The following is a 23,240-nucleotide window of genomic DNA, read 5'->3' as shown; positions in this document are numbered from 1 at the left end:
AAGGCGCCAACAAAGCACCAACAAAAAAAGGACCAACCGTTAAGCAACGGTCAGTCCCTGCAATTTAAAAAATCTGTTTACTTGTAGTTAGGTGCTGCCTTCGTGATCTGCACATCGTGTGGATGTGATTCGATCAGACCGGCGTTAGAGATCCGGACGAATTGGGCGTCGTTGATCAGGTCTTGAATCGTGGCACTACCCGCGTAGCCCATCCCCGAACGTAAGCCACCAACCATTTGGAAGATGATGTCGTTGACGCTGCCCTTGTATTCCACGCGGGCTTCAATACCTTCTGGCACTAACTTGTTGGTTTCGTTGACGCCGCCTTGGAAGTACCGGTCGGCTGACCCATGTGACATGGAGGCTAAACTCCCCATCCCACGGTACGTCTTGTACTTCTTGCCGCCATCTTCAATGATGTCGCCAGGTGCTTCGTCAGTCCCGGAGAACATGGAGCCAAACATCACAGCGTTACCGCCGGCCGCAATGGCCTTGACGATATCACCAGAATACTTGATCCCACCATCGGCGATGATTGGCTTGCCAAAGTCACGGGCAACGGCTGCGGCATCGTAAATTGCTGTCAGTTGAGGCACCCCAACACCGGCAACGATCCGCGTCGTACAGATAGAACCAGGGCCGATACCAACTTTGACCACATCAACACCGGCTTCAAACAGGGCCCGGGTACCTTCACCCGTGGCCACGTTGCCGGCAATCAGCGTTGCGTCTGGGAATTGTTGACGAATTTCAGTAATCTTACGAATCACCCCAGCGGAGTGCCCGTGCGCCGTATCAATGATAATGGCGTCCGCGCCAGCCTTGAGCAAGGCGTCGGCCCGGTCAAAGGTGTCGGAGGTTACCCCAACGGCAGCAGCAACCAACAGGTGGTTGTTGTCATCCACTGCAGCTTGAGGGAATTCACTGGCATCATTTTCGATAGCCTTGACGTTAGCCACCATCTTGGCCTGTTCCTGGGCGCTCATATTCTTGTGGATGACCCCCAGGCCCCCGTTACGGGCCATGGTTGTCGCCATCTTGGTCTCAGTGACAGTATCCATTGAGGCACTCAGAAATGGAACGTTCAACTTCAGGTTTGGCGCTAATTGGGTACTTAAGTCGACTTCATTCGGTAAAACGTGACTTTCAGCGGGTATTAACAAAACATCATCAAAAGTGATTCCTTCTTTAGCAAACTTCGTGTCCCAATTAGACATGGTTGATATCGCTCCTCTTTTTTTCAGTCTCAGGCTCGGTTAGGAATCCTGGGAGATATTGTTTCTTAATTTACCAGTCTAGGCCAGTCAGGTCAAGGACTCTCATTGAACTATCATCGTTTTGGGCAAATTTCAAAGCAACCACGCCATTTCCCGCTGTGTACCCAATCCAATATAAAGGGCGTTAGAGTAGTCTCCAACGCCCCTTATATTAGAGTTGTCATATCATTAATTGGTTAAAAAATATCTGGCTTCGACAAAATTGCCGCCTACAAAAGTCAGGAGCGGCGCCTGCCGTGGGGACCGCTTTCGGCCTGAGAAACAGTTCGCCAGCTCGACTTGAAGCCTCAGAAGAACTCTGAGTCTCCAAGCTCGTCCCGTGCTCTAACCTCGGCAAATTTCGCCGAGCTAAGACCACCGACACGGCCGGCACCACTCCTAACTTTCTCCGGCTACATCGTCCGCTAATCACCATCGGTTTAGTTTGAAATTTCAATCATAGTCTTAACCACTAAATCTTTCGTCGTTAGCCATAACTTAGATACTGAGTGAGCTAGCTATTTTGACGCTTCAATTAATCCATCATCAAAACGACAAAACCATTGGCGTAGCCGTCCCCGCACAGCCAGCCTACTACATAAATCAGCTGATCCAATCCAAACAGCGGTCAAATGGTCAGCATACCCTATGCCAGGCCCAGTGACGCCACAGGTTGCATCGGCCAGGTAGTGGTCACCCGCCATCGTAGCCGCAGGTGACCAGAAATTTGGCCCGCGGTGTCGACGGAATTGGTTGGCGTTCTTGGCCGACCTAGTCCGTGGGACGAGCTTGGAGACTCGGCGGGTTACCGAGGCTTCAAGTCGAGGGGCAAGACCGCTTCTCAGGCTTGCCCCGGTCCCCACAGCGGGCCAAATTTCTGGGCGCCGGAGGCGGCAAATAAAGCAACAAGAACACTACCGAAGCCGATACAACCAGTAGGTCACACTGACCCCTTCAAACATCTGGGTGTGCTGCGCCACTTCCCGGTAATTCTCATTGAGCGGTTTCGCCAATTTCGCCGTCCCAGGGTTCAGGTTACCGCTACTAATGCGGCCGCCCCCGCCCTGCCACTGCTTGACCGTCTTGCCGGCCGGCGTATTCAGCACGACCCATTCCACCTGGCCCTGCTTGATCAGATTAACCTGCGACTGCAGAATTTGTGGCGCTGAGGCCTGGGAAATGTTGTAATTCTGAAAGAAATACGTCGACGGTACGGCGCCCGATGCGGTATAAAACCCCATATCGATCGAGCCATAATTCAACATCGTCAGCGGAGCGTGAGCCGCACGCATCATGTGTCCAAAGACAAGTTGCGCGGGCTGTTGCGGCTTGGCCGTTGCCTTCTCCGTGATGGACGCATTGTTCGGAAATATCTTGGAATTCGTCACGTTATTGTTCACGCCCAGCACCAGGAACAGGCTGATGAGCAGCGTCGCCAAAATCACAAACGTGTCTTCATTTTCATTTGGCAACTGGACCCGCGCAAAGAACAGCTTGCCCAGGTACACGAAAGGTAGAACAAAGCCCGCGAAATAAATCAGCTCATAATACTGGTACACCGCCCCCGCCTGGTACCCGTACAGCGCAAAGAGGTCACAACCCAGTATCGTCAACAAGTACAGGCCGCGCGTAAAGTTGTGCTGGAATACATCGCGCTGGAACGTCACCAGCAGCGTTCCCACCACGCCCAGTAAGAAGAACAGGACGTTGTTCTGGAAAAATTGGGAAACGACCGTCATCGACTGCACCAGGTTGGAAAACGCGGCGACTGACGAGGTCAGGTAAACCTTGGTGTTGAACAGAATATACACGTTGATGAACGCGCTCAATCCGCCCGTGACCAGGAAGTAAATCAGCCACGGGACGGTCGTCAACAGGAACCCGCCGGCACTCCAGCCCACCACGCGTCCTAGTTGCCGCCACTGACGCTTTGCCAGCAAGACACCCACTAGTCCCAAATAAAAGACGATCCAAGCGCCTAGCAACGTATACTTCGACAGGAACACGACCCCCACGATGGCGCCCTGCGCGAAGAACCACCAGTGACTGACCGTTAACCCCCGTTGGTCCAGTAAGACCAACAGATAAATCAGCGAAATCAATAGTGGCAACGTGAAGAATTCCACCGTGTCGCCGTAATCGTAGTACGGGTGATACAGAAAAAGTAATGGCGATAACAACGCAATCAATAACGCGCCCAGCTGGCTGACCCTGAGTAGCTGACCCAACTTGTAGACCAGAAACATGGCCGCCACCAGCGTCGCAATTTCATAGACAAATATCAACAAGAAACTGCGATTGCTGACCAGGTAGGCCAACCCGTGGAGGAAGTAGACGTACGGTCCCTTCTGTTCAAAAATATCCTTATAGGGAACGATGCCGTGCATCATGGCCTTGCCGACCGTGAAGAACGCGTTGTTATCCGGTGACGTGTCAAAATAAAATGCCGGGGAGGTGTAAGAGCAGAAGGTCATGATAAACACGCCCACAATCGTCAACAACCCCAGGACCTGACTATTTTTACTATGCAGGTGTGTCCCTATTCGCTTCATAATAATTGCCCCTCCCCATTAATTCGGTGAACAATCAATCTCTCTGCATAAGAAAAGGCGTGGTCACCCACGTCTTTTTGAAACTAATCGGCTACTTCTTGATCAAGTAGTGGATAGTGTAGGCCTTGTAGCCCTTTTCCACAACAGTGAACTTGAAGTACTTGCCGCCCTTGTTCAATTCCTTAGCTTCCTTGGCAGTCAAGCGAACTTCAAACTTGCCGTTCTTCTTGACCCGGAACTTCTTAACAAACTTGCCTTCACGGTTGCGTAACGTTACTTCAGCACCCTTGCGGACCTTCTGGAAGAGAATGACGCGAGAATCCTTCTTGTAGTGTAAACGCCCACGCATCTTCTTGGCAGCGCTCATTTCCTTTTCCTTAGCAGGCTTCTTCGCAGGCTTTTCTGGTTTCTGTGGTTTTTGCGTTGCGGAACTGGATGATGAGCTGGCGGTGCTGGAGCTATCAACGGCGCTACTACTGTTGGCAGCACTGCTGGAACTGCTGCTGGATGCACTGCTAGAACTGCTACTCGACATCCCAGCAGCTGGGGCAATCGTATCAGAAGGTCCCGAAGGCACAATGGCACTAGCAGGAGCACTCCCGCTGCCACTACCACTCGCAGCATCAGCACTACTTCCATCAGCGTTAGCGGTCGTGGCAATCCCCCCGGCAAGCGTCAACGCGGCAACCAACCCTAAAACATATCCAAAGACTTTTTTCATAAAAAATCCTCCCCGAGAATATGGATTTTTTCGTCGGGCCCGGAAGCAGCTCAACTACTTGGTTGCATAATAGGGCCATCCGCTTGCCGGGTCAAGCACCAACTTTTCACAGGTTCTACCCGATTTGTGAGTGCGCCCATTAACCGCTACGGGCCAACATTTAGCGCCAAAATTCCAGACTGTACGTCCGCCAATACCAGCCATCTTTTCACAAGCAGGTGCGCCCCTGTACTACTACGCCCATTTATTGAAAAAGACCATCCGAAAAAACTTTTTTCTATTATTCCGACTAAAACTAAGCGAGTGTTCAGGCTTGCATTTACTGGTCTGATGGGATTGTGAGATTGTCGGTTGTGTACCGCCTACCGGCCGTCAAATATAGGCTGGAACGCGGTGCGCGCGTTTGGGAGCCAAAGAGCGGTCTCCCAAGCCGGCGCTGTCTAACCGGAGCAGACCACTCCGCTAAGACAGTTCCACGGCTGAGCCTATATTTGACGACCTGATGGGATTGTCGGTTGTGTGCCGCCTGCCGGCCGTCAAATATAGGCTGGAACGCTGTGCGCGCGTTTGAGAGCCAAAGAGCGGTCTCTCAAGCCGGCGCTGTCTAACCGGAGCAGACCACTCCGCTAAGACAGTTCCACGGCTGAGCCTATATTTGACGACCTCTCGGCTAACATGGCTGGCACCCATTAGTCTGGTAAAGTCATGCCACAATGCAGTTCCTATCTAACTAACATTAAATTGATATCCTAGATAACACGAATTAGTCTCCCGTATTAGTCGACCGTGAAATACGGCCACCAACAGAACAGGTCACCACAATTTAGAGCCGGAGGCTGACCGGGGCCACGCTGTGTCGATGTTCTTAGCGGTCTTCGCTTAGAACATGGGCCGACCTTGGAAACTCGCGAACTTAGCGAGGTTTCAAGGCGCCTGAGAGACCGCCCTTTGGCTCTCAGGTTCGCCCCATAGCGTGGCCCCGGTCAGCCGCAGGCGGCAATACCAGTGGTGCGTGTCGATGTTCTTAGCGGTCTTTGCTTAGAACATGGGCCGACCTTGGAAACTCGCGAATTTAGTGAAGTTCCGAGGCGCCTGAGAGACCGCTTTTTGGCTCTCAGGTTCGCCCCACAGCGTGGTCCCAGTCAACCGCAGGCGGCGATACCAGCAGTGCGTTGCCCCAGTCAGCCGCAGGTGGCGATAATTGGCATTCACTGCAACAAAAAGGCCGGAACAAAACGTCCCGACCCCATGACAAATTAAAATATAACTGGTACTCGGCAACCAGAGTGGACCAGCTAACCACCGACGTGAGCCGGAGGAAGCCAGGGACTGCGCTGTGTCGATGTTCTTAGCGGTTTACCGCTTAGAACATGGGCCGACCTTGGAAACTCGCGAACTTAGCGAGGTTTCAAGGCGCCTGGGAGACCGCTTTTTGGCTCCCAGGTTCGCCCCACAGCGCAGTCTCTGGCAGCCGCAGGCGGCCACCATCCACCTTGTCAAAAGCTTAGGTTTACCCCAAAGATTTAACCGAAGAACCCACCAGTAATCTTGTAATGCCGGCGAATCCAGTACATACCGATACCAGAGAACACTGCCAGCATCAAGCTAGGCCAACCACCCAGAACTGGGTTGATCGTCCGTGGCATCAGCTGTGCGAAGAAGAACAGCACCATCCAGATCAAGAACCCACCTAGAACGATCAACAGGCGAATCCACCCGTTGTACTTGTGCTTGATCTTTGGATCGAACAGCTTAGGCATGATCGGCATAATGAACCCGGCACCGATCGCACTAATAATGATAGCTGAAATCCCAATTGGGCTGTTGCTTTCCTTGACCAGGTTCGGGCTAAACAGGTAGAGTACCCCGAACATCAGGTTAAAGATCATGAAGAATGACAGCGCGTTGTAAATCATGTTTGGCCAGTAATCAGGACCGCCAAAGACTTGAACCTCACGTTCAGGCCCTTCAACGACTTCCTTGACCCGCGCATCGACATCCCCGTACAGGTTCTTAGCGGTTGCTCCACTCTTTTGGCCGTCAACTAATTCTGCGACCATCTTTTGGACAGCGGCCGCCTTCTTTTCCGGCGTCAACTTGGTCTTTTCCAAGGCCTTATTGAACCGGAACATGTAGTCAGCGTTCCGCTTGGTCAGCCCGACGTTGTCAAAGGCTGCCCGTTCGTTAGACGCAACGGTATTGCGGTTTTGGTGAACGCCCGCGTTCCGTGGCGTTTCTTTGTTATCACTCATCTATACAGTTTCCCTTCTAAACGTTGAAACGGAATTCGACGATGTCGCCGTCTTCCATCACGTAGTCTTTCCCTTCGACCCGGAGTTTACCAGCTTCCTTAACGGCACTTTCAGATTCAAATTTATCCAAAGAATCAAAGGCCATCACTTCAGCACGGATAAACCCACGTTCAAAGTCGGAGTGAATAATCCCGGCTGCTTGAGGGGCCTTAGTACCCTTCTTAAACGTCCAGGCACGCGTTTCCTTACCACCAGCCGTAAAGAACGTTTGCAGGCCTAACAGCGTGTATGAGGCCCGAATCAACCGGTTCAACCCAGGTTCCTCGACACCTTCAGCTTCCAAGAAGTCTTGCTTCTCGTCATCGTCCAATTGGGCGATTTCTTCTTCGGCTTCAGCGGCTACGGCAATGGCTTCGGCGCCTTCCTTAGCAGCGTAATCCTTGATGAGGCCAAAGTACTTAGAATCCTCTGGATCAGCCATGTCGTCTTCGGCAATGTTAGCCACGTATAAGACTGGCTTAGACGTCAATAAGAAGAGGCCCTTAACGATCTTGGTTTCTTCTTCATCGAAGTCAATGGTCCGAACGGCACCGCCGGCTTCGAGCACTGGCTTGATTTTTTCGAGAACGGACAATTCAGCCTTGGCTTCCTTGTCACTCCCCTTAGCCGCCCGTTCAACCTTGGCCAACCGCTTGTTAACGGCTTCCAAGTCGGAGAGACCGAGTTCCAAGTTGATGGTTTCGATATCATCGATTGGGTCGATCTTCCCTGAAACGTGGGTGATGTTGTCGTCGTCAAATGCCCGCACAACGTGAACGATAGCGTCCACTTGGCGAATGTTTTCCAGGAATTGGTTCCCTAAACCTTCACCCTTGCTGGCCCCCTTAACGATCCCGGCAATATCCGTAAATTCAAACGTGGTTGGCACAACCTTTTTGGCTGGAATCAGTTCTTGAATCCGGTCGAGCCGGCTATCTGGAACTTCCACCATCCCCACGTTCGGGTCAATGGTTGCGAATGGGTAGTTCGCCATTTCGGCTCCGGCCTTTGTAATCGCGTTAAATAAAGTGGACTTACCGACGTTGGGCAGTCCGACGATCCCTGCAGTTAATGACATAAAAATTATTCACTCTTTCCATTGTCAGCGTCGGCCTTACGGACCAGCACCTTTTTAAGTTTTTTTTCGAAATCACGCCGCGAGAGCATTACCACGTGCCCGCAGTTGGTACACTTGATTTTGATGTCCGCACCCATCCGGGTAATTTCCCAACGGTTTGTGCCGCAAGGATGGGGCTTCTTCATTTCTACCAAATCACCTAAATCGTACATGGCTTTCCCTCCAATGTTCGCTAATCCAAGTGGATATCCAGTAGGTCCAAGATTCGGTTCAAATCATCGTTAGACATGTATTCGATCTCAATGTGTCCCTGATGATCCTTGTTCGCGGCCTCGTTGATGGAGACTTGCGTGCCGAACCGCTCTTGTAGTTGATTCTCAGTCGACCGGAGGAATGGGGACTTCTTCTTGGCCGGCTTCTTGGCGAGCTTCTTCGCTGCACCATTCAACTTGCCAACTTCGGCTTCCAACGTCCGCACGGTCATACCGTCTGCAATTGCCTTCTTAGCCAAGGCGACCAATTTACTCTTATCCTTCAAGGACAACAGCGTCCGGGCCTGTCCCATTGAGAGCTCGTTGTGTTGGAGCATGTCCTTCACAGCCTTAGGCAGTCCCAGCAAACGCAGGTAGTTGGCAATATATGGCCGACTCTTCCCCAACCGTTCGGAAACTTGGGCCTGCGTCAACGTTAATTTAGTCATCAACGTATCGTAGGCTTCGGCCTCTTCCAGTGGCGTCAAGTCTTCGCGCTGGAGGTTTTCCAACACGGCGATCTCCATCATCTGTTCCTCGGTCACGTCTCTGACAATGCCAGGAATCGTGTCCTTGCCCGCCAGCTTGGACGCTCTGAAACGCCGTTCGCCAGCTAGGATTTCATAGCGTTGGACCTGCTTGTCCGGTTGACGCACGATGATCGGTTGAAAGACGCCCGCCTTTTGAATGGAAGCGGCCAGGTCGTCTAACCCCTTCTTATCAAACTTCTGCCGTGGCTGATACGGGTTGGGCCGGATATCGGCTAACGTCAGGTCAGCAACGGTCTCTTCGCCGGTGTCCACGCCGTTTTCCGCAAACAGCGCGTCGATTCCCCGTCCTAAACTTTTCTCTTTCTTACTTGCCATGGGCAGCTAGCACTTCCTTTGCGAGTTCAGAGTAAACTTCCGCGCCTTTAGATTTCGGTGCGTAATCAATAATTGGCATGCCGTGACTAGGTGCTTCCGCTAACTGAACGTTCCGCGGAATAATCGTGGCGTAAACCTTGTTTTGGAAATACTTTTTGACTTCTTCGTTGACCTGCTTACCCAAGTTCGTCCGGGCATCGTACAGCGTCAACAGCACGCCTTCGATCTTCAGGTCGCGGTTAAAGTGTTTCTGGACCAGCTTGACCGTGTTCAACAGCTGCGTTAATCCTTCCAGCGCATAGTATTCACTCTGCACGGGGATCAGGATCGAGTTGGCCGCCGTAAACGCGTTGATGGTCAACAGTCCCAGCGATGGCGGGCAGTCGATCAGAATGTAATCGTAGCTGTCCTGCACGTCGTCGAGCGCGGCCTTCAACCGCGTCTCCCGCGCCATCATAGGGGTCAGTTCAATTTCGGCCCCAGAAAGCTGGATGGTTGCTGGCACGACGTCCAACCCAGGGTGTTCCGTGTGTAAAATGGCCTCCTGGATGGGTGTTTCGTTGACCAAGACGTCGTAAATTTCACGCTCAATGGTGGCCTTTTGAATGCCGACCCCACTGGTAGCGTTACCCTGTGCATCGGTATCCACCAGCAGGACTTTTTGGCCAGCTGAAGCCAAAGCGGCTCCTAAGTTGACCCCGGTCGTGGTCTTACCCACACCGCCCTTTTGATTGGCTAATGCAATGATGTAGCCCATATGTCGTTCCACCTCTAGCTTTCTTTGGGAATATCTATTGTGATGCGGTAACCGTCAGCCGTCTCCTCTTCCTTGGTCGTCAACGTCATTCCGGCGTCGGTAACCATCTTGACTGACTTACGAATGGTGTTCACGGCGATGCGGGTATCTCCCGTTACGCTACGCTTTGTCACCCGGCGACGCTTCTTCTTGGGTTGCTTTTGTTTGGCAATCAGTGCCTCGGTCTCCTTGACCGTAAGGCCCTCATCGATCACCGTCTTCAGCACGGCACCCTGTTTCTCAGTGGGCACGGCCAATAACGCCCGGCCATGCCGTTCCGTAATCTTATGATCTAAAATCGCGTCGGTCACGGGGGCACTCAGCTTGAGCAGCCGCAACTTATTGGCCACAAAGCCTTGGGACTTTCCAATGCCTTCTGCCAGTTGTGCCTGCGTCATGTGGTTGAGTTCCATCAACTGTTGATAGGCATGGGCCTCTTCAACGGCGGTCAATTCTTCACGCTGAAGGTTTTCGATCAGCGCCATAGAGGCCGTTTCGTCGTCGTTCATGGATTCGATAATGGCTGGCACTGTTTCCCATTTCAAATACGAGACGGCCCGAAACCGCCGTTCACCGGCGATCAATTCGTAATGGTCGGTCTCGTATTCCCGGAGCACGATGGGCTGTAAGAGCCCGTGCTCTTGAATAGTTTGGGCCAGCTCCGTAATGCCCGTGACATCGAAGCGACGCCGCGGTTGAAACCGGTTGGGAATGATCTGCGCAACCGGAATCATCACCACGTTTTGTTTCACAGGATGTGCCGGATGCGTGGCTTTTTCCCGATTATTTCCAAATAATGAAAATGGCAATTATCTTACCCCCATCCCATTAATCTTCTAACGGCTCCCGGTTCGGTGTTCCCGCCTTACGTGGGTACCGCTTAGGTGTGTGCTTGACCTTATCAATGACCACGATGTGCCGTGGGTCGTTGGATTCAGGCAAATTAAAAGCATGGTCCGCGTTCAGCTTCCCGCCCAACGTGGTGATCGCCGTCTGGCTGACAGCCAATTCATTTTCCGTCTGAGCCGCCTTTAACGCCACGAACTGACCGCCGACCTTAACTAGTGGCAGGCACAGCTCACTCAGCACGGACATCCGGGCAACGGCGCGGGCCGTCACGAGGTCAAACGCTTCTCGGGAATCGGCCCGCTTGCCACCGAACTCTTCGGCCCGAGCGTGATGAAACGCGACGCCGGTCAAGTTCAGTTTGGCTGCCAGTTCGTTCAGGAAGGTGATCCGTTTGTTCAACGAATCCACGATGGTGATCTGCAGTTGCGGGAACAAAATCTTCAACGGTAACGAAGGAAAGCCAGCTCCGGCTCCTACGTCACAGAGCGTCAACGGTTCCGTCCGCATTGCAGGCACGTAAAAAGCGGGGGTCACCGAGTCATAAAAATGTTTCAAGTAGACGTCGGGCTCCGCGGTAATCGTGGTTAAATTAACGTGTTCGTTGGTCGCCACCAAGAATTGGTAGTAGTCAGCGAATTGTTGTTGCTGTGTGTCGTTTAACGCAATGCCCTGCGCAGCGAGCGCGGCACGAAATTCTTCAGGATTCATGCAATATCTCCCAGTTCACTTCTGTGAAACACAATTGTTTCACGCTTATTTATACTTTACCTTACTTACAGGCGAAACGCAACCGAACTGACGGTTCAATTGGGGTTCGCCTTCACGTCGTTTCCTATTATACCGAAAAGCGGCGTCACATGAAACGGCAATTGCCCACGGAAAATAAGATGAGGGGTGATTCCCGTTGACCTACTGGGAATCACCCCTCCATGAACTCTTTTCAATTTACTTTAATGCTCGCCTTACCGGTCACAGCAGATGGGCTGGAACGGTGCCGACACAATTTTAAGCCTCGAAAACCCCGAGTCTTAAAACTTGGTCTTATTCTAAGCGTCGGTAACCCACCGGCGCTAAGAATAACGAGGCGCCTGAGCCCATCTGCTGTGACCTCTCGGCTAAGATTAGCCGTTGATTGTAATTCTTCATTCAGATTAATTGTTAGCAACTCTGGTTGGTTATTCTTCTAGAATTGAGATCACTTGCTGCTAGACTGCCCGCTGCCTACGAGAATCTTGGGTTATTCACCCTACATCGACGGCCCCGCCGCTCTCTTTGAGAGGGTTAGCCTGGGGCGATGCTTGACGAAGCCCGTGCTGTTGACGTCGATGGTGTCGATGATGGTCTGGCCCAAATATAGCGGCTGGTGGGTTACGCTCGCCATCCCCCGTTGAATCGTAATGACGTTGTAACTACAGCCGTCGTGGACCTCGTGACGGTTCGGATCCTGACAATCAATATAGGTGGACGCCGATCCCACCGCCGTTACTGGAATGGTCAAATCGACCAGATAACTGGCATCAAAGTGCAGGTGCCCGGCAAAGATACCGCCAATGTTGTGACCATGCAGAATCGCTAGCAGTTCGCGGTTATTCTGGAGCAAGGCGTAGCGCATATTGTGCAAAGCCGGCGCATCCAACGGGTGGTGGAGAAAAATAAAGGCTCGCCGCCGGGGCGCTAGGTGAAGATTCTTGTTCAGCCAGTCTAGTTGCTGACGATCCAGCCAGCCGGCCTCTTTATTCGGTTCCCATTTGGAATCCAGAAAGTAAAAATCCATGTTCTGATACATTTGCTTGTACGCATAATACGGTTGGTGTGCTTGTTCTAAGTAGCCGGTGTTAAAGGCTTCCCGGTCGTCGCCATCCCCTAAGATAACGTTGATCGGTGCTCCTAAGCGCTTCGCCTGTTGGGCCAGGTACTGCCGAAACCACGCATAGTCCTGTGAGGTCCCCTCCTGTAGCAGGTCGCCCCCCACCACCACTAAGTCCGGTCGGAGGTCGTGCGCTAAAACATCGTCAAAAATGCGTTGTAGTTTGGCCGTTGGCGGGAGCTGCTGGTGGTACTGCGGTTCCGCCGTGGTTAACTGTGGATCAGATATGTGAACGATTGTGAATTTATTCATGCCCCCGTTGCCCCCATCAAATAAACTTGCGGCCACCGGGACAGCACCCGGCGACAGCAGAACCCCGACTATCACTAAGTTACTCCCTAGCATAGCGGATTCTTGTAAATAATTGATGTGGTCTCTGTCAACATCTTGTAAATTTTCCGCAAACACTGAGCAAACTTACCGAGCCACCCGATTCTAGTCCGCCAAAATTACCGATTCAATTTCTTTTCATCACATAACTAATCAAGGCCCCCAGAAACAACTCTGAGGGCCCAGCTTTATTTTCAATCAGTAGCGGTTCTTCGGCTTCCGCACGAACCATAGCATGGGGAGCCAGGTTAAAATCAACAAGATCAACGTATCCATATCCGTGGCTGACATGGGACCATCCTCTTCCCCTAATTTTGACCCCATCATATCAGGCTCATGTAACGATTCTGTATGGAAAGACCACTCGTTTCTGTAAAGTTTTTGCTACCAAAAAAGGTAGCGTCAGACCGCAGCCTGGCACTACCTTTATCGTCGTTATATTAAACAACATTCACTTTGCGAAACTAGTTCTTAATGGCCCGAACTTCTTCAAGGAACCACTTGTTGAAGGCTGCGTCGTCAATGTCGACAGAAACCTTCGCGTTGGTCTTGCCATCATGGTAAGCCCCACGAATATCGCCGACCGTTTCACCGATAGATGGGCCATCGGTCACAACATCGATCCACATGTCCTTGGTCGTGATTGCTTCTGGGTGCAACAGGTAGAAGATGGTGTTCACGTCATGCATGGCGATCCCAGCATCACTGTTGTCACCATCGTTAACGATGATGTCGTGTAACATCTTCCCAGTTTCACTGATCTTAGGCAGTTCTTCGATACTTTCGTGTGTCAGCAAAGCCTTCATGGTGATGTCCAAACCAACCATCACGATTGGCACACCAGACTTGTAAACGATAGCGGCAGCATCTGGGTCGGTGAAGACGTTGAATTCAGCAGCACTCGTCATGTTCCCCATGCCTAATGAACCACCCATGGCAACGATCCGTTCGATGTGGCTCTTAACTTCTGGGTATTCAGAGAAGAGTAAGGCAATGTTGGTGTATGAACCAGTTGGCACCAACGTGATTGGATCTGGGCTAGCCATGATTTCGTCATGCAACGCTTCAACGGCCGTCTTGTGTAATGGTGTTGGCAAATCAGTTGGGAATTCGTAGCCAGGCATCCCGGAAGCGCCGTGAATCCGAGCAGCGTCTTCAAAGTCCTTGAACAGTGGTTGTTCAGCACCACCGGCAACTGGAATGTCTTGGTTGAAGAACCGAACGATCTTCAAGGCGTTGATGGTGGTCTTGTCGACCGTAACGTTACCAGCAACCGTGGTGATCAACTTCAAGTCGATCTTAGGGTCGTTGATAGCCATGGTCAAAGCAGCTGCATCGTCAATACCTGGGTCTGTATCCATAATAATTTTGATAGTCATAATAAAATATCCTCCCAATGAAATTAGTTGTAATTTTATAAAGCGGAAACGCTTACGTTTTAGGCTGGCGGTTAATTCCCGCTATAACATGGCACTGAAGACCAAGTCACACAGGAATAACACACCAAGCAGATAAACTGGCCAGGTCAATTCTTTGGCCTTGCCCAACGCCACTTTCATGATGGGGTAGCAAACAAAACCGAAAGCCAACCCGGTGGCAATACTATTGGTGAACGAAATTAACACGATGATCAGAAAGGCTGGGAACCACTCGGAGAAGTCCTTCATGTCAATGTTGCCGATGGCAGCCATCATAATGGCTCCAGTGATAATGATCACCGGTGCAATGGCGGCTGAAGGCACGTAGGCCAGCAGTGGCACGAAAATCAGGGAGAGGGCAAACAGGACTGCGGCCACTAAGGCCATGATTCCAGTCCGACCCCCGCTCTCAATTCCGGAGGCACTTTCGGCAGCGGCAACGGTCGGGCTGGTTCCTAGGAATCCAGACAAGAACGTGGTAACCGCACTCCCCTCGAAGGTCTTCTTGAACTTCTTGTGGTTCGGCAACAGGCCTTGGAGCAGGCCCATCGACTCAAAGACCAAAATCATGGTCATTGAGAAGGCCGCTAAGATGAACGGTGTGCTCAACCAGTGAGAGAAGTCGTTTTTGAAGACGATTTCGTGGTATTGGCCCAACCGTGCTAAATCAACGGTGGGGGTGTCACTATCCTTTACACCCAGGAAGAACGCCAGCAAGCTCGTGGCAATAATGTCGATGAAGAAGTTGCCTTTAATCTTGCGGATGTAGAGGATCAAGCTGAGTACCAGGCCAAACAGTGCCAGTAACGGCGTGGGTTTGGTCAAATCACCCAGCACGACCAGTGAAGTTTTACCGGCGACAATCAGGCCCGCTTTTTCCAGGCCGATTTCAACCAGGAAGAGTCCGATTCCCGCGGTAATCCCACTCTTCAGCGATTCTGGAATCGCCTCCGAGAGAATGGTCGAAACTTTGGTGAAGGCAATCAACATGTAAATAAAACTGGCGACCGCCGCGATACCCAGTGCTTCTTGCCAACTCAGACCCATGTTCACCACGATGGTGTAGGTAAAGAAGGCGTTGACCCCCATCCCTGGCGTCAAGATCACCGGTGCGTTGGCCCAAAAGGCCATCATCAAACACCCAATGACTGACGAGAAAATGGTGGCGAAGACGCTCAAGTCCGTGGGAATCCCCGCGTCCTTTAGGATCAACGGGTTCACGATAATAATGTAGGAGATGGCGAAGAACCCCGTCACCCCGGCGATTATCTCATTTCGAACGACATCCTTATGTCGCAGTGCTTCGCGTAGCGTCATATTGTTTGCGCGTTCCACCTGCGTCTGTTGCTTATCCATAAAAATCCCTATCTTTCGGTGCGCCAGCTGTGACGCACAAACTTCACGGGCATTGCAACCGGAGGGTCTCAAACTTCCGGCTGGGTTTCACTTTCCCGCTGAGGAAAGGTCGGACACCCGTACGGCTGACAATTGCCAACCGCCTTATATTTTAACATGGTCCTTCGTTACTGCCAAAAGGTTATGGGCTTAGTTGTTGGGTGGTCACCTGTTGGGTGGGCTGAAAGTCAAAAAACTGAGGTGCCCGCCTGCGGCTGGCAGGGACCGCGCTGTGGGGCAGACCTGGGAGCCTAAGAGCGGTCTCCCAGGCGCCTTGCAACCTCGCTCAGTTCGCGAGTTTCCAAGGTCGGCCCATGTTCTAAGCGGTAAACCGCTAAGAACATCGACACTGCGCGGTCCCTGCCATCCTCCGGCTCACGATTGGTGCGTCGCCACAACCACGTGAGCGACCCACAACTAAGCCCATGAACCGGCCGTAACTCAGACTGCATGCTAGTTGGCCACTATTGGTTGTGAGCTAGCAAGTCTGAGTTAACACTGTTGTCTCACTGAAAATCAGGGCCAATTGTTGCTGCCCCCCACTTCACCAGAACCATGGTTTTAACAACCACTATCCAGCGAACGGAGGGCCGGGGGCTCAGGCGTGGAACTGTCTTGGCGACGAGCTTTTCGTCGGTTAGACAGCGCCGGCTTGGGAGACCGCTCTTTGGCTCCCAAACGCGCGCACACCGTTCCAGCCCCGCAAGGCCCGCAGTGAGCGGCATCCTTACACCATTTTGCCACTAAAACCAAGGTCCTAGTGACACAGATGGCCCAGGAAGCTAGTGCCCCTGGGCCATCCAATTTTTAGCCTACTCGCATGAGTGAGCGTTTAATTTTACCAAACAAACAGTCCTACAATTCCGGCTGATAGCAAGGAAACCAGAATCCCGGAAAGGAGCATGTAACCAACGTTCTTAGAGATAAGTTCGTTGTTTTCACGGTCAACGATCCCCTTGAAACAACCGATAATCATCCCAGTAGTTGAGAAGTTAGCGAATGAAGTCAAGAAGACAGTCAGGATTGCCCGGTAGTGAGGTGAGAAAGCATTCGTGTTGATGGTTGAAGAAATCTTACCCATGACAACGAATTCGTTCGTAACCAACTTAGTACCCATGTACTGTGCGAATCCGAACGCATCGTGTACGTTCAGACCCATTAACCATGCAAATGGGAACATGATGATCCCCAAAAGGTGTTCCAGGGATAACCATGGGTATACCAAGCCAAGCAACTTGTCGATCAAAGCAGCTAAAGCAACGAAGGCGATAACGTTGGCGGCGATGATCAAGATCAGACGACCAGCACCCAAGATGGAGTCACCCAAGAATGAGAAGAATGGTTCGCGCTTCCCGTCATCTTCAACGGCGCCTTCTTCAGCAGCAGCGGAGTTAGACCCACCGATTTTGGCGATGGTATCTTCTTCTGGGGCCACTTCAACAGGGTTCAACATGTTCGTCACGATGATGGCGTTCAAGATGTTAATTGGAACGGCCGTCAAAACGAATTGCCCAGGAACCATTTGGGTATATGCACCCAGAATGGAGGCAGTGATACATGACATGGACATCATGGCAAGCGTCAAGTTACGTTCTTTACGCATGCTCTTCAATTGTAATTGAGAAACGGCTAAGGCTTCAGTGTTACCTAAGAACATCATTTCAACAGAGAAGAATGATTCGAACTTAGGTTGACCAGTAATGAAGGAAAGGCCACGACCAACCCACTTGATGATCCAAGGCAAGATCCCGATGTAAGTCAGGATATCGAACATTGGAACAACCAATAAGATTGGCAGCAATGAACTGGTAATGAAGTTCATGGACTTAGCAGTCCCACCGAATTGTGGCGTTACCCAGTTAGGTAAGGCGAAGACAATCCCTTGGTAGGCAACTTGCACTAACCAGTTGAAACCATCTGCGGCACCCTTAACAATGTCTTGTCCGATTGAGAAACTGGTGAAGAACCAGGCTAAGATCAAGTTAAGTACTAAAACAATGGCAGTTGATTTCCAATTAATTTTCTTCTTATTCTTAGAGAATAAGAAAGCGATAGCGAGGTAAACGATTACCCCTAAAATATTGACTGCGACTAGCATTGGTCAAAATACCTCTTTCCGATATTATTGTTTGATGCACGAGCGTTCCCGCACAAAAGTTGACACGATGTTGCTGCAGAAATTATGTAACGCATAACTTCTGTTACGAACGAACGAAGCCGGTTCGTAACGGTTGAGTCTCAGCGACCACCAAGGAAAAAATTGGTGAATAATTGATAAATTACAGCTTAGTGGTCAGCTGACCTTTGCAACCCAATCGAACTTATCCGGTATGACGCTCCCTCACCCCCTTTCAAGGTTCGTTCTGCACTTATTTATTGCGTAATTTCATTTAAAAAGCTATGTCCGGCAGCGTAGGCTGCTAAACCGAAGTTCTCGAGGACCGTGGCCCCCACGTCGGCTAATGTCCGGCGAATGCCCAACGCGTGTGCGCTTGGCCGGGACGGGGAGTACGCCAGTAATGGCAAATACTCACGAGTCGGCGTGACTGCCATGGTCGGATCGTCGGCATGGGTGGCGGTGACGATCAATAAATCGTTGGCCCCCATATCATGCTTGACCTGGGTGAGATACCGGTCGGCGCTTTCCAGGGATTCCCCAAATGCGTGGGGGTCTTGCTGGGAACCGGCGAACCGAAAATCTGGTAGAACCACGTAGGTCAATCCTGAAGCTGGCTGATATAACCGGTCGTAGAGAATCCGGAAAGCATCCTGATTACTCCCAAGTTGATACCGCTGCGCCAGGTCCTGCGTTTGGAGATAACTGAGAAAGGGTCCGGCTAGACTGACGTCATAACCAGCCGTGGGTAAGGTGTCAAACACACTTTCCGTGCGCTCACGCCCGGTGAAATCCCACATCTCGCGTAATCCCGTGGCGCGTCGGTTGCCTTCCGCCTGCACGTGCAAGCGGCCAAAGAAGCCGGCGGGATGATCTACCGGAGGAACTCCGGGGACGGGATGGTCAACACGAATATTACCAAGCCCCAACTGCTGTAATGTTGGAAGATTTAGTTTATCGGGCCAACTAACCGCCACGTGACCCAACGTATCGGCGCCCACAGATTGAAAGCGGTTAGCGTCCGACGCTTCGCCCAGACCCAATCCAGCAAAATCAATCACAAAAATGCGATGAAAGGCCACTACTTCTCACTCCTTAGGTCAACGTGCCATAAAATTCTTTAACAAATTTTTTCAGTCTAGTAATAATATACCTTTTCCGAACCGGCCTGTAAATGGTCGATTGCGGAAAACTGTTTATCAGCTGTTTCCGAACATTAAGGCGATGAATCAGTTACGGGAAGCCGTCTGTTCGGGAGCATTCCGAACGACGTCTTTAATTTGCTAAAAGGATTTACCTTTAACAATTACCCTAGTTTTCAAAGATCAAAAAGGAGCTGATAGCCCGGCTAGTCTACGGGATTTCCCATTAAACTATTTATACCGAGACCATTGTCTAAAACTGTAAATCTCTGGTTGACCCGAACAACAAGTCCCTTGGAAATCAAAAACGGGCTTCAAGTTTATTTAGAGAATAACTTGAAGTCCGCTAACTCATGGAAAGGAGGTTGTGATTGTTACTAAATTTCCGTTGCGTAAACTTTTTAATTCTTAATCGCCTCATAACTGTCGTTTCCACTGAGCAGACACAGCCCTTTTAACTCTTTCACTATTTATCTTCCGGCTGCCGTTTTCAGTTTTACTTGGAACTTAATTCCTTCATCACTTTACCAAGACTCGCTATTAACGATTCTTCTTGAAATCCTTGTGAACCTCGCCGCAGTGACATCCGAGCTCTAGCTTGAATCTGGAACTGTTTACAAGTCTTTAAACACTTACGCTTACAACAAGCACTAAGTTAAACCTTTATTCAGTTTTTCGTGAACCATATTCGTGAACCATGATACATGACCCAAATCCTTTTGTTTGGAACCGCTAGAGTTCGTTAGAAGGTTTATCGGAGTTGTTAAATATCATTCAGTATCTCGGAGTTTCTGAAAAACCTGATTTGCGCAAATAACGGAAATCAGTTTCTATTGAAAACAATGACTCTTTAGATTAACTGGTGTTGCTATCACAACTCTTTGTTCCTTTCCACAAACATATAGTATCACGTGCTGGAAGCGTTTGCAATAGAAAAGCGTTAACTTTTGCTCAAAAACGCACAAATAGAATTTTAACCACTACTTCACTGCTCGTTTAGATAGCCGGTAATCCTTGATAGGTCAGGGTTAGTGAGACGCTGGTAACCCCGGCTAATGGCGATTCTCGGTTACAGTTCTGACTGAAACGGTTGTGCCTCGCCCGGTTGTGCCACCACAATTATGACTTAAATATTTTCATGTTGAATTCGTTATATTTTTCAAATTCATGGGTGTTTGAAAATTCCAATCACTGGCCGCAGAGATAAATCGTCGGTGATGGACCATTTTCAATGGGATTCATGCCATAACTAATCAAAACGACACCTACAGCTTGGAGGTACCGCTTTGATTAGTCATAGCGAAAGATGCAATTTATCAAGTAACTCATAGAGTGTTAGGGTAGGCACCCCAAATTGCTCTGCCACCGCAGATATTTTAGGTTCTTGCTTTGAAAAAGCTTGCTCATCTGGCATGAACGCATGACCATTGCCATCTAACGTTACAATAGCTTGGTGATTCACCATCGCTGTCGCAATCAGCCACGGATCGGCCTTATCCGGACTCTGCCATTGTGCAATGCCAGCGATATTCCAGCGTGTCGCCGTCGTCACCCAACTCATTACTTGGCTATAAGCCAAAATAATTTCTGAGGTTGGTTCAAGCAAGTCCCCGCTAAATGCTGTTTCTGCCCAGTTTACAAGTGTATCTGGATACCGTAGCTCCGCGTAAACTAGCGACGTCATCCCCAACGTTTCATCAGTAGTCAGTCTCTGCCAGATCGATGGAAAAACATGTGGCCGATACCACTTTGTATGAGCGTCAATCAGCGAATTCGTATCCAACAAATAATCCACTATGCGTGCTGGCATAATTTATCAACTGTGGCAGCGTAAGTTTTTAAGGTCACGCCTAGCATTTCAGCTGCTTGGTTCACAGGTAAACGCCCGCAGGCTTCATCACTAATAACAGCATCTGCAAACTGGCGATCAACCCGTGATACCGCCGTATTATAAAAATCACCACCAGATTCTTTCGTTCGTGACTCGACACTTTGCCCTTGGATAGTCTTAGCCCAATTTATTTCACGACTATCTGTCAATCCTAATGTATTCAACCGAATTGCCGTGGTCACTAGACTCGTATGAAAAATACGGCTCAACTGCTTAAGATTGGCCGCACTCGACAAATCGTTGGATAACGTCGCAGTAACGCGTTTGGCGGGTAACAGCACATTACTCGTCACCTGATTGATCCAACGTTCATGGCTAATATCCATGTCGGGGGAAACGTTAAGAATCTCATCATCACCGAGTAGCGCATGAATAAATTCGTGTACTAGAGAGAATATCTTCGCCTTCCTACTGTCAGTGCTATTCAAAAATATTAATGGAACTACCTCATCAGCTAAAATAAATGCCCGGAATTCAGCAACGTCTAGTGGTCGGTGCGTATTCGTGCCAACCACCCCATTTTGCATGACCATAATTCCTAGTGAACTAATTTTTTTCCGTAATTGATTAAAGAACGCCTCATCGGTTGAAGGCTGAGAAAATTTATCCTCTAATTCCAATAGCTTATGGACTTTTGTAGCTGCTACCTCTGGACTTAACTGTCGTGAAAGGCTACCAATCAGCTTAAATTTGCGACCATCATCTTGCGCAATCAGATAGTCCTTCATCCACTCCTGCCGAGCCGCCATCGTATGAATTGTTTCAATCAACCGCCGGCTAGGATGAACGGTCGTGTTATTAACTGTTCTAAAACTTGCAAACTCATATTTTTCGTGTGGAACTTCTGCCTGAAAGAAATAATTGAATGGAATTCGCGTATCGCGGCTAAAGTTTTGCAATTGCTTAAATGTGGGATAATCACGATCAGTTTCTGGGTTGATCCACGATTGCAGCTGATACTTCTGCCGTAATTCTTCCTGAGACTTCTCGCCATGAGTCACTGCCCAACTAATAACCGATTTTGCTACTGGCACTCTCAAAACTGTCATTGCTTATCTCACCCCTCCTCAAACTTTTCACTAAGTCTAGCACACTTTCCCAACATCCCTTCTGGTTAAGCAAGCAGACGGTACACTCTTTAACTACGCAGACCAGCACTCAATTTTTCTTTAATTCCCAATTTATCTGCGAACACGTCAGCTACCGACAATTTAATTATTAGAACAACCGTAAAACAAGCACGTGAAGCCCACTTTGCTTAACCAGTAACGCAGCTTCCGGCGGCGCCAGGCTCAAAAAAAATACCGCTAGTGGCAGTGCCACCAACGGTATTTCCGCAACGTATGAATCAATTTCCGGCAAATCCATGGGTTCTTGTTTGGAGGAAAAGTTTCACAGAATAGCTTTAGTAAATTGATTCCAATTTAGGTGATTCCGATCTTCTGGCTATGTACGGAGTCTTTCTCAACGCACACCATAGTTATACCGCGAAAACGGAACCATTGCACTCTTTTTGAATCGCCTGATTTACCCCCACCCTTGGACAATGCCCACCGGTGGGCGTTTACAGATAAAAATAAGTTTTCGATTAGTACCAGGAAGGCTTATCCCCATCCGTATTAGGCTTGTTGACCCCTAGTGACGCACGAATTGCTTGGCTAGGATCAGCCACTAACTTGTTGACCAAGTCGGCGATACTCTTCCGAGAAACCTCAGTTCCCTTGAAGGCCTCACCCTTTTGGGTCGTCTCGTAATTGACTTCGTCCTTGTTGGACAACCAGGCTGGCCGAATCAACGTGTAATCTAAGTCGGAGCTTTCAATGACCTTAGCCGCGGCACTGTAAGTCTCCAGGTAGCCACCATCCAACATCTGATGGTTCCATTTGCCATAAGCGCCAGGAACTTCATCGTAGATGCCCAACGTTGAAATCCAAACTAAGCGCTTCACACCAGCGGCGTCCATAGCACTTACCACCGCCTGGGCTTCGGCCTCAATGTTGTGGCCAGCCAAGTTGGCGTATACCACGTCAATACCGCCCATGGCTGCCTGCAGATCAGTTGGCTTGCTGGCGTCACCGTCAACCACCTTGACACGGTCGCTGGCCGCACTGGCTAAGCGCTTAGCGTTCCGAAGAAATAACGTTAAATGAGCGTCGGATTCTGCCAACAACTGAGCCGTAGCCAGCTTGGCAATCTTACCATTGGCACCGAGAACTAATACGTTTGTCATATTGAAGAACCCCTTTTCGTTTTTGTTTACAGTTATACTGTAATACTCACAGTTACATTTAGCAAGCCAAGTGTCTTAACGATTAAACTAAAAAAACGCCAAACCATTATGAGTTGTACTAGTCCCTGTCAAGTTGTCATACGAAATAATATAATTTTATGTTGTCTCTAAGCGGCCTCATTCCGGTATTC

Annotated in this window: 19 protein-coding genes; all 19 read right to left on the bottom strand. The window is 50.1% G+C overall.

Annotated elements, in window-relative coordinates:
* Positions 1-77: 77 nt before the first annotated feature.
* The 19 genes from guaB to EKM75_RS02835 all read right to left on the bottom strand — a co-directional run bounded on the left by guaB (position 78) and on the right by EKM75_RS02835 (position 23,049).
* A complete protein-coding gene (guaB, locus tag EKM75_RS02920; RefSeq protein ID WP_125691974.1) occupies positions 78-1,217 on the bottom strand; it encodes an IMP dehydrogenase in 1,140 nt (379 codons plus the stop codon).
* 953 nt (positions 1,218-2,170) lie between these two features.
* The gene (locus EKM75_RS02915; RefSeq protein ID WP_225426638.1) at positions 2,171-3,808 is read right to left on the bottom strand and encodes a teichoic acid glycosyl transferase; all 1,638 of its coding nucleotides are present in this window, start codon (positions 3,806-3,808) and stop codon (positions 2,171-2,173) included.
* A 91-nt stretch (positions 3,809-3,899) separates the two neighbouring features.
* Positions 3,900-4,529, bottom strand: a complete 630-nt coding sequence (locus EKM75_RS02910; RefSeq protein WP_125691970.1) for a hypothetical protein — start codon at positions 4,527-4,529, stop codon at positions 3,900-3,902.
* Positions 4,530-6,052: 1,523 nt separating this feature from the next.
* Positions 6,053-6,781, bottom strand: a complete 729-nt coding sequence (locus EKM75_RS02905; protein ID WP_125691967.1) for a DUF1129 family protein — start codon at positions 6,779-6,781, stop codon at positions 6,053-6,055.
* Between the two features lie 16 nt (positions 6,782-6,797).
* Complete coding sequence (gene ychF, locus EKM75_RS02900) at positions 6,798-7,898, bottom strand: redox-regulated ATPase YchF (RefSeq protein WP_125691965.1); 1,101 nt, start codon at positions 7,896-7,898, stop codon at positions 6,798-6,800.
* A 5-nt stretch (positions 7,899-7,903) separates the two neighbouring features.
* Positions 7,904-8,110 carry a DUF951 domain-containing protein gene (locus EKM75_RS02895; RefSeq protein WP_125683597.1) on the bottom strand — a complete coding sequence of 69 codons (207 nt, stop codon included), beginning with the start codon at positions 8,108-8,110 and terminating at the stop codon, positions 7,904-7,906.
* Between the two features lie 20 nt (positions 8,111-8,130).
* On the bottom strand, positions 8,131-9,015 hold the full coding sequence (locus EKM75_RS02890) for a ParB/RepB/Spo0J family partition protein (RefSeq protein ID WP_125691963.1): 885 nt from the start codon (positions 9,013-9,015) through the stop codon (positions 8,131-8,133).
* A complete protein-coding gene (locus EKM75_RS02885; protein ID WP_125683594.1) occupies positions 9,005-9,772 on the bottom strand; it encodes a ParA family protein in 768 nt (255 codons plus the stop codon). The genes EKM75_RS02890 and EKM75_RS02885 overlap by 11 nt, the downstream gene beginning before the upstream one ends.
* A 14-nt stretch (positions 9,773-9,786) precedes the next feature.
* Positions 9,787-10,620 carry a nucleoid occlusion protein gene (gene noc, locus EKM75_RS02880; RefSeq protein ID WP_125691961.1) on the bottom strand — a complete coding sequence of 278 codons (834 nt, stop codon included), beginning with the start codon at positions 10,618-10,620 and terminating at the stop codon, positions 9,787-9,789.
* Between the two features lie 19 nt (positions 10,621-10,639).
* Positions 10,640-11,368 carry a 16S rRNA (guanine(527)-N(7))-methyltransferase RsmG gene (rsmG, locus tag EKM75_RS02875; RefSeq protein ID WP_125691959.1) on the bottom strand — a complete coding sequence of 243 codons (729 nt, stop codon included), beginning with the start codon at positions 11,366-11,368 and terminating at the stop codon, positions 10,640-10,642.
* A 538-nt stretch (positions 11,369-11,906) separates the two neighbouring features.
* Positions 11,907-12,779, bottom strand: coding sequence for a metallophosphoesterase family protein (locus EKM75_RS02870; RefSeq protein ID WP_125691957.1), 873 nt, complete (start codon positions 12,777-12,779; stop codon positions 11,907-11,909).
* A gap of 276 nt (positions 12,780-13,055) precedes the next feature.
* Positions 13,056-13,181 carry a hypothetical protein gene (locus EKM75_RS12995; protein WP_263853488.1) on the bottom strand — a complete coding sequence of 42 codons (126 nt, stop codon included), beginning with the start codon at positions 13,179-13,181 and terminating at the stop codon, positions 13,056-13,058.
* Between the two features lie 140 nt (positions 13,182-13,321).
* Entirely contained in the window at positions 13,322-14,236 is a 915-nt protein-coding gene (gene rihC / locus EKM75_RS02865) for a ribonucleoside hydrolase RihC (RefSeq protein WP_125691955.1), read from the bottom strand.
* An 81-nt stretch (positions 14,237-14,317) separates the two neighbouring features.
* The gene (locus EKM75_RS02860) at positions 14,318-15,631 is read right to left on the bottom strand and encodes an NCS2 family permease (RefSeq protein ID WP_125691953.1); all 1,314 of its coding nucleotides are present in this window, start codon (positions 15,629-15,631) and stop codon (positions 14,318-14,320) included.
* 877 nt (positions 15,632-16,508) lie between these two features.
* Positions 16,509-17,768, bottom strand: coding sequence for a NupC/NupG family nucleoside CNT transporter (locus EKM75_RS02855; protein WP_125691951.1), 1,260 nt, complete (start codon positions 17,766-17,768; stop codon positions 16,509-16,511).
* 275 nt (positions 17,769-18,043) lie between these two features.
* Complete coding sequence (locus tag EKM75_RS02850; RefSeq protein WP_125691949.1) at positions 18,044-18,868, bottom strand: alkaline phosphatase family protein; 825 nt, start codon at positions 18,866-18,868, stop codon at positions 18,044-18,046.
* A 1,354-nt stretch (positions 18,869-20,222) separates the two neighbouring features.
* A complete protein-coding gene (locus EKM75_RS02845; RefSeq protein WP_125691947.1) occupies positions 20,223-20,738 on the bottom strand; it encodes a DUF4411 family protein in 516 nt (171 codons plus the stop codon).
* Complete coding sequence (locus EKM75_RS02840) at positions 20,723-21,868, bottom strand: ImmA/IrrE family metallo-endopeptidase (protein ID WP_125691945.1); 1,146 nt, start codon at positions 21,866-21,868, stop codon at positions 20,723-20,725. The genes EKM75_RS02845 and EKM75_RS02840 overlap by 16 nt, the downstream gene beginning before the upstream one ends.
* 539 nt (positions 21,869-22,407) lie before the next feature.
* Entirely contained in the window at positions 22,408-23,049 is a 642-nt protein-coding gene (locus tag EKM75_RS02835) for an SDR family oxidoreductase (RefSeq protein WP_125691943.1), read from the bottom strand.
* Positions 23,050-23,240 lie beyond the last annotated feature (191 nt).

Source organism: Levilactobacillus tongjiangensis, assembly GCF_003946345.1.
In the GTDB taxonomy this organism is placed as follows: domain Bacteria; phylum Bacillota; class Bacilli; order Lactobacillales; family Lactobacillaceae; genus Levilactobacillus; species Levilactobacillus tongjiangensis.
This window is presented reverse-complemented; position numbering and strand designations above follow the sequence as displayed.

What these genes read in the sequence shown, in the direction of transcription:
- EKM75_RS02845 (WP_125691947.1), bottom strand. Translation starts at nt 20,738, where the DNA reads ATGCCAGCACGCATAGTGGATTATTTGTTGGATACGAATTCGCTGATT.
- guaB (WP_125691974.1), bottom strand. Translation starts at nt 1,217, where the DNA reads ATGTCTAATTGGGACACGAAGTTTGCTAAAGAAGGAATCACTTTTGAT.
- ychF (WP_125691965.1), bottom strand. Translation starts at nt 7,898, where the DNA reads ATGTCATTAACTGCAGGGATCGTCGGACTGCCCAACGTCGGTAAGTCC.
- rsmG (WP_125691959.1), bottom strand. Translation starts at nt 11,368, where the DNA reads ATGAATCCTGAAGAATTTCGTGCCGCGCTCGCTGCGCAGGGCATTGCG.
- EKM75_RS02915 (WP_225426638.1), bottom strand. Translation starts at nt 3,808, where the DNA reads ATGAAGCGAATAGGGACACACCTGCATAGTAAAAATAGTCAGGTCCTG.
- EKM75_RS02855 (WP_125691951.1), bottom strand. Translation starts at nt 17,768, where the DNA reads ATGCTAGTCGCAGTCAATATTTTAGGGGTAATCGTTTACCTCGCTATC.
- EKM75_RS02890 (WP_125691963.1), bottom strand. Translation starts at nt 9,015, where the DNA reads ATGGCAAGTAAGAAAGAGAAAAGTTTAGGACGGGGAATCGACGCGCTG.
- EKM75_RS02905 (WP_125691967.1), bottom strand. Translation starts at nt 6,781, where the DNA reads ATGAGTGATAACAAAGAAACGCCACGGAACGCGGGCGTTCACCAAAAC.
- EKM75_RS02840 (WP_125691945.1), bottom strand. Translation starts at nt 21,868, where the DNA reads ATGACAGTTTTGAGAGTGCCAGTAGCAAAATCGGTTATTAGTTGGGCA.
- EKM75_RS02885 (WP_125683594.1), bottom strand. Translation starts at nt 9,772, where the DNA reads ATGGGCTACATCATTGCATTAGCCAATCAAAAGGGCGGTGTGGGTAAG.
- rihC (WP_125691955.1), bottom strand. Translation starts at nt 14,236, where the DNA reads ATGACTATCAAAATTATTATGGATACAGACCCAGGTATTGACGATGCA.
- EKM75_RS02870 (WP_125691957.1), bottom strand. Translation starts at nt 12,779, where the DNA reads ATGAATAAATTCACAATCGTTCACATATCTGATCCACAGTTAACCACG.
- EKM75_RS02895 (WP_125683597.1), bottom strand. Translation starts at nt 8,110, where the DNA reads ATGTACGATTTAGGTGATTTGGTAGAAATGAAGAAGCCCCATCCTTGC.
- EKM75_RS02835 (WP_125691943.1), bottom strand. Translation starts at nt 23,049, where the DNA reads ATGACAAACGTATTAGTTCTCGGTGCCAATGGTAAGATTGCCAAGCTG.
- EKM75_RS02910 (WP_125691970.1), bottom strand. Translation starts at nt 4,529, where the DNA reads ATGAAAAAAGTCTTTGGATATGTTTTAGGGTTGGTTGCCGCGTTGACG.
- EKM75_RS12995 (WP_263853488.1), bottom strand. Translation starts at nt 13,181, where the DNA reads ATGGGGTCAAAATTAGGGGAAGAGGATGGTCCCATGTCAGCCACGGAT.
- EKM75_RS02860 (WP_125691953.1), bottom strand. Translation starts at nt 15,631, where the DNA reads ATGGATAAGCAACAGACGCAGGTGGAACGCGCAAACAATATGACGCTA.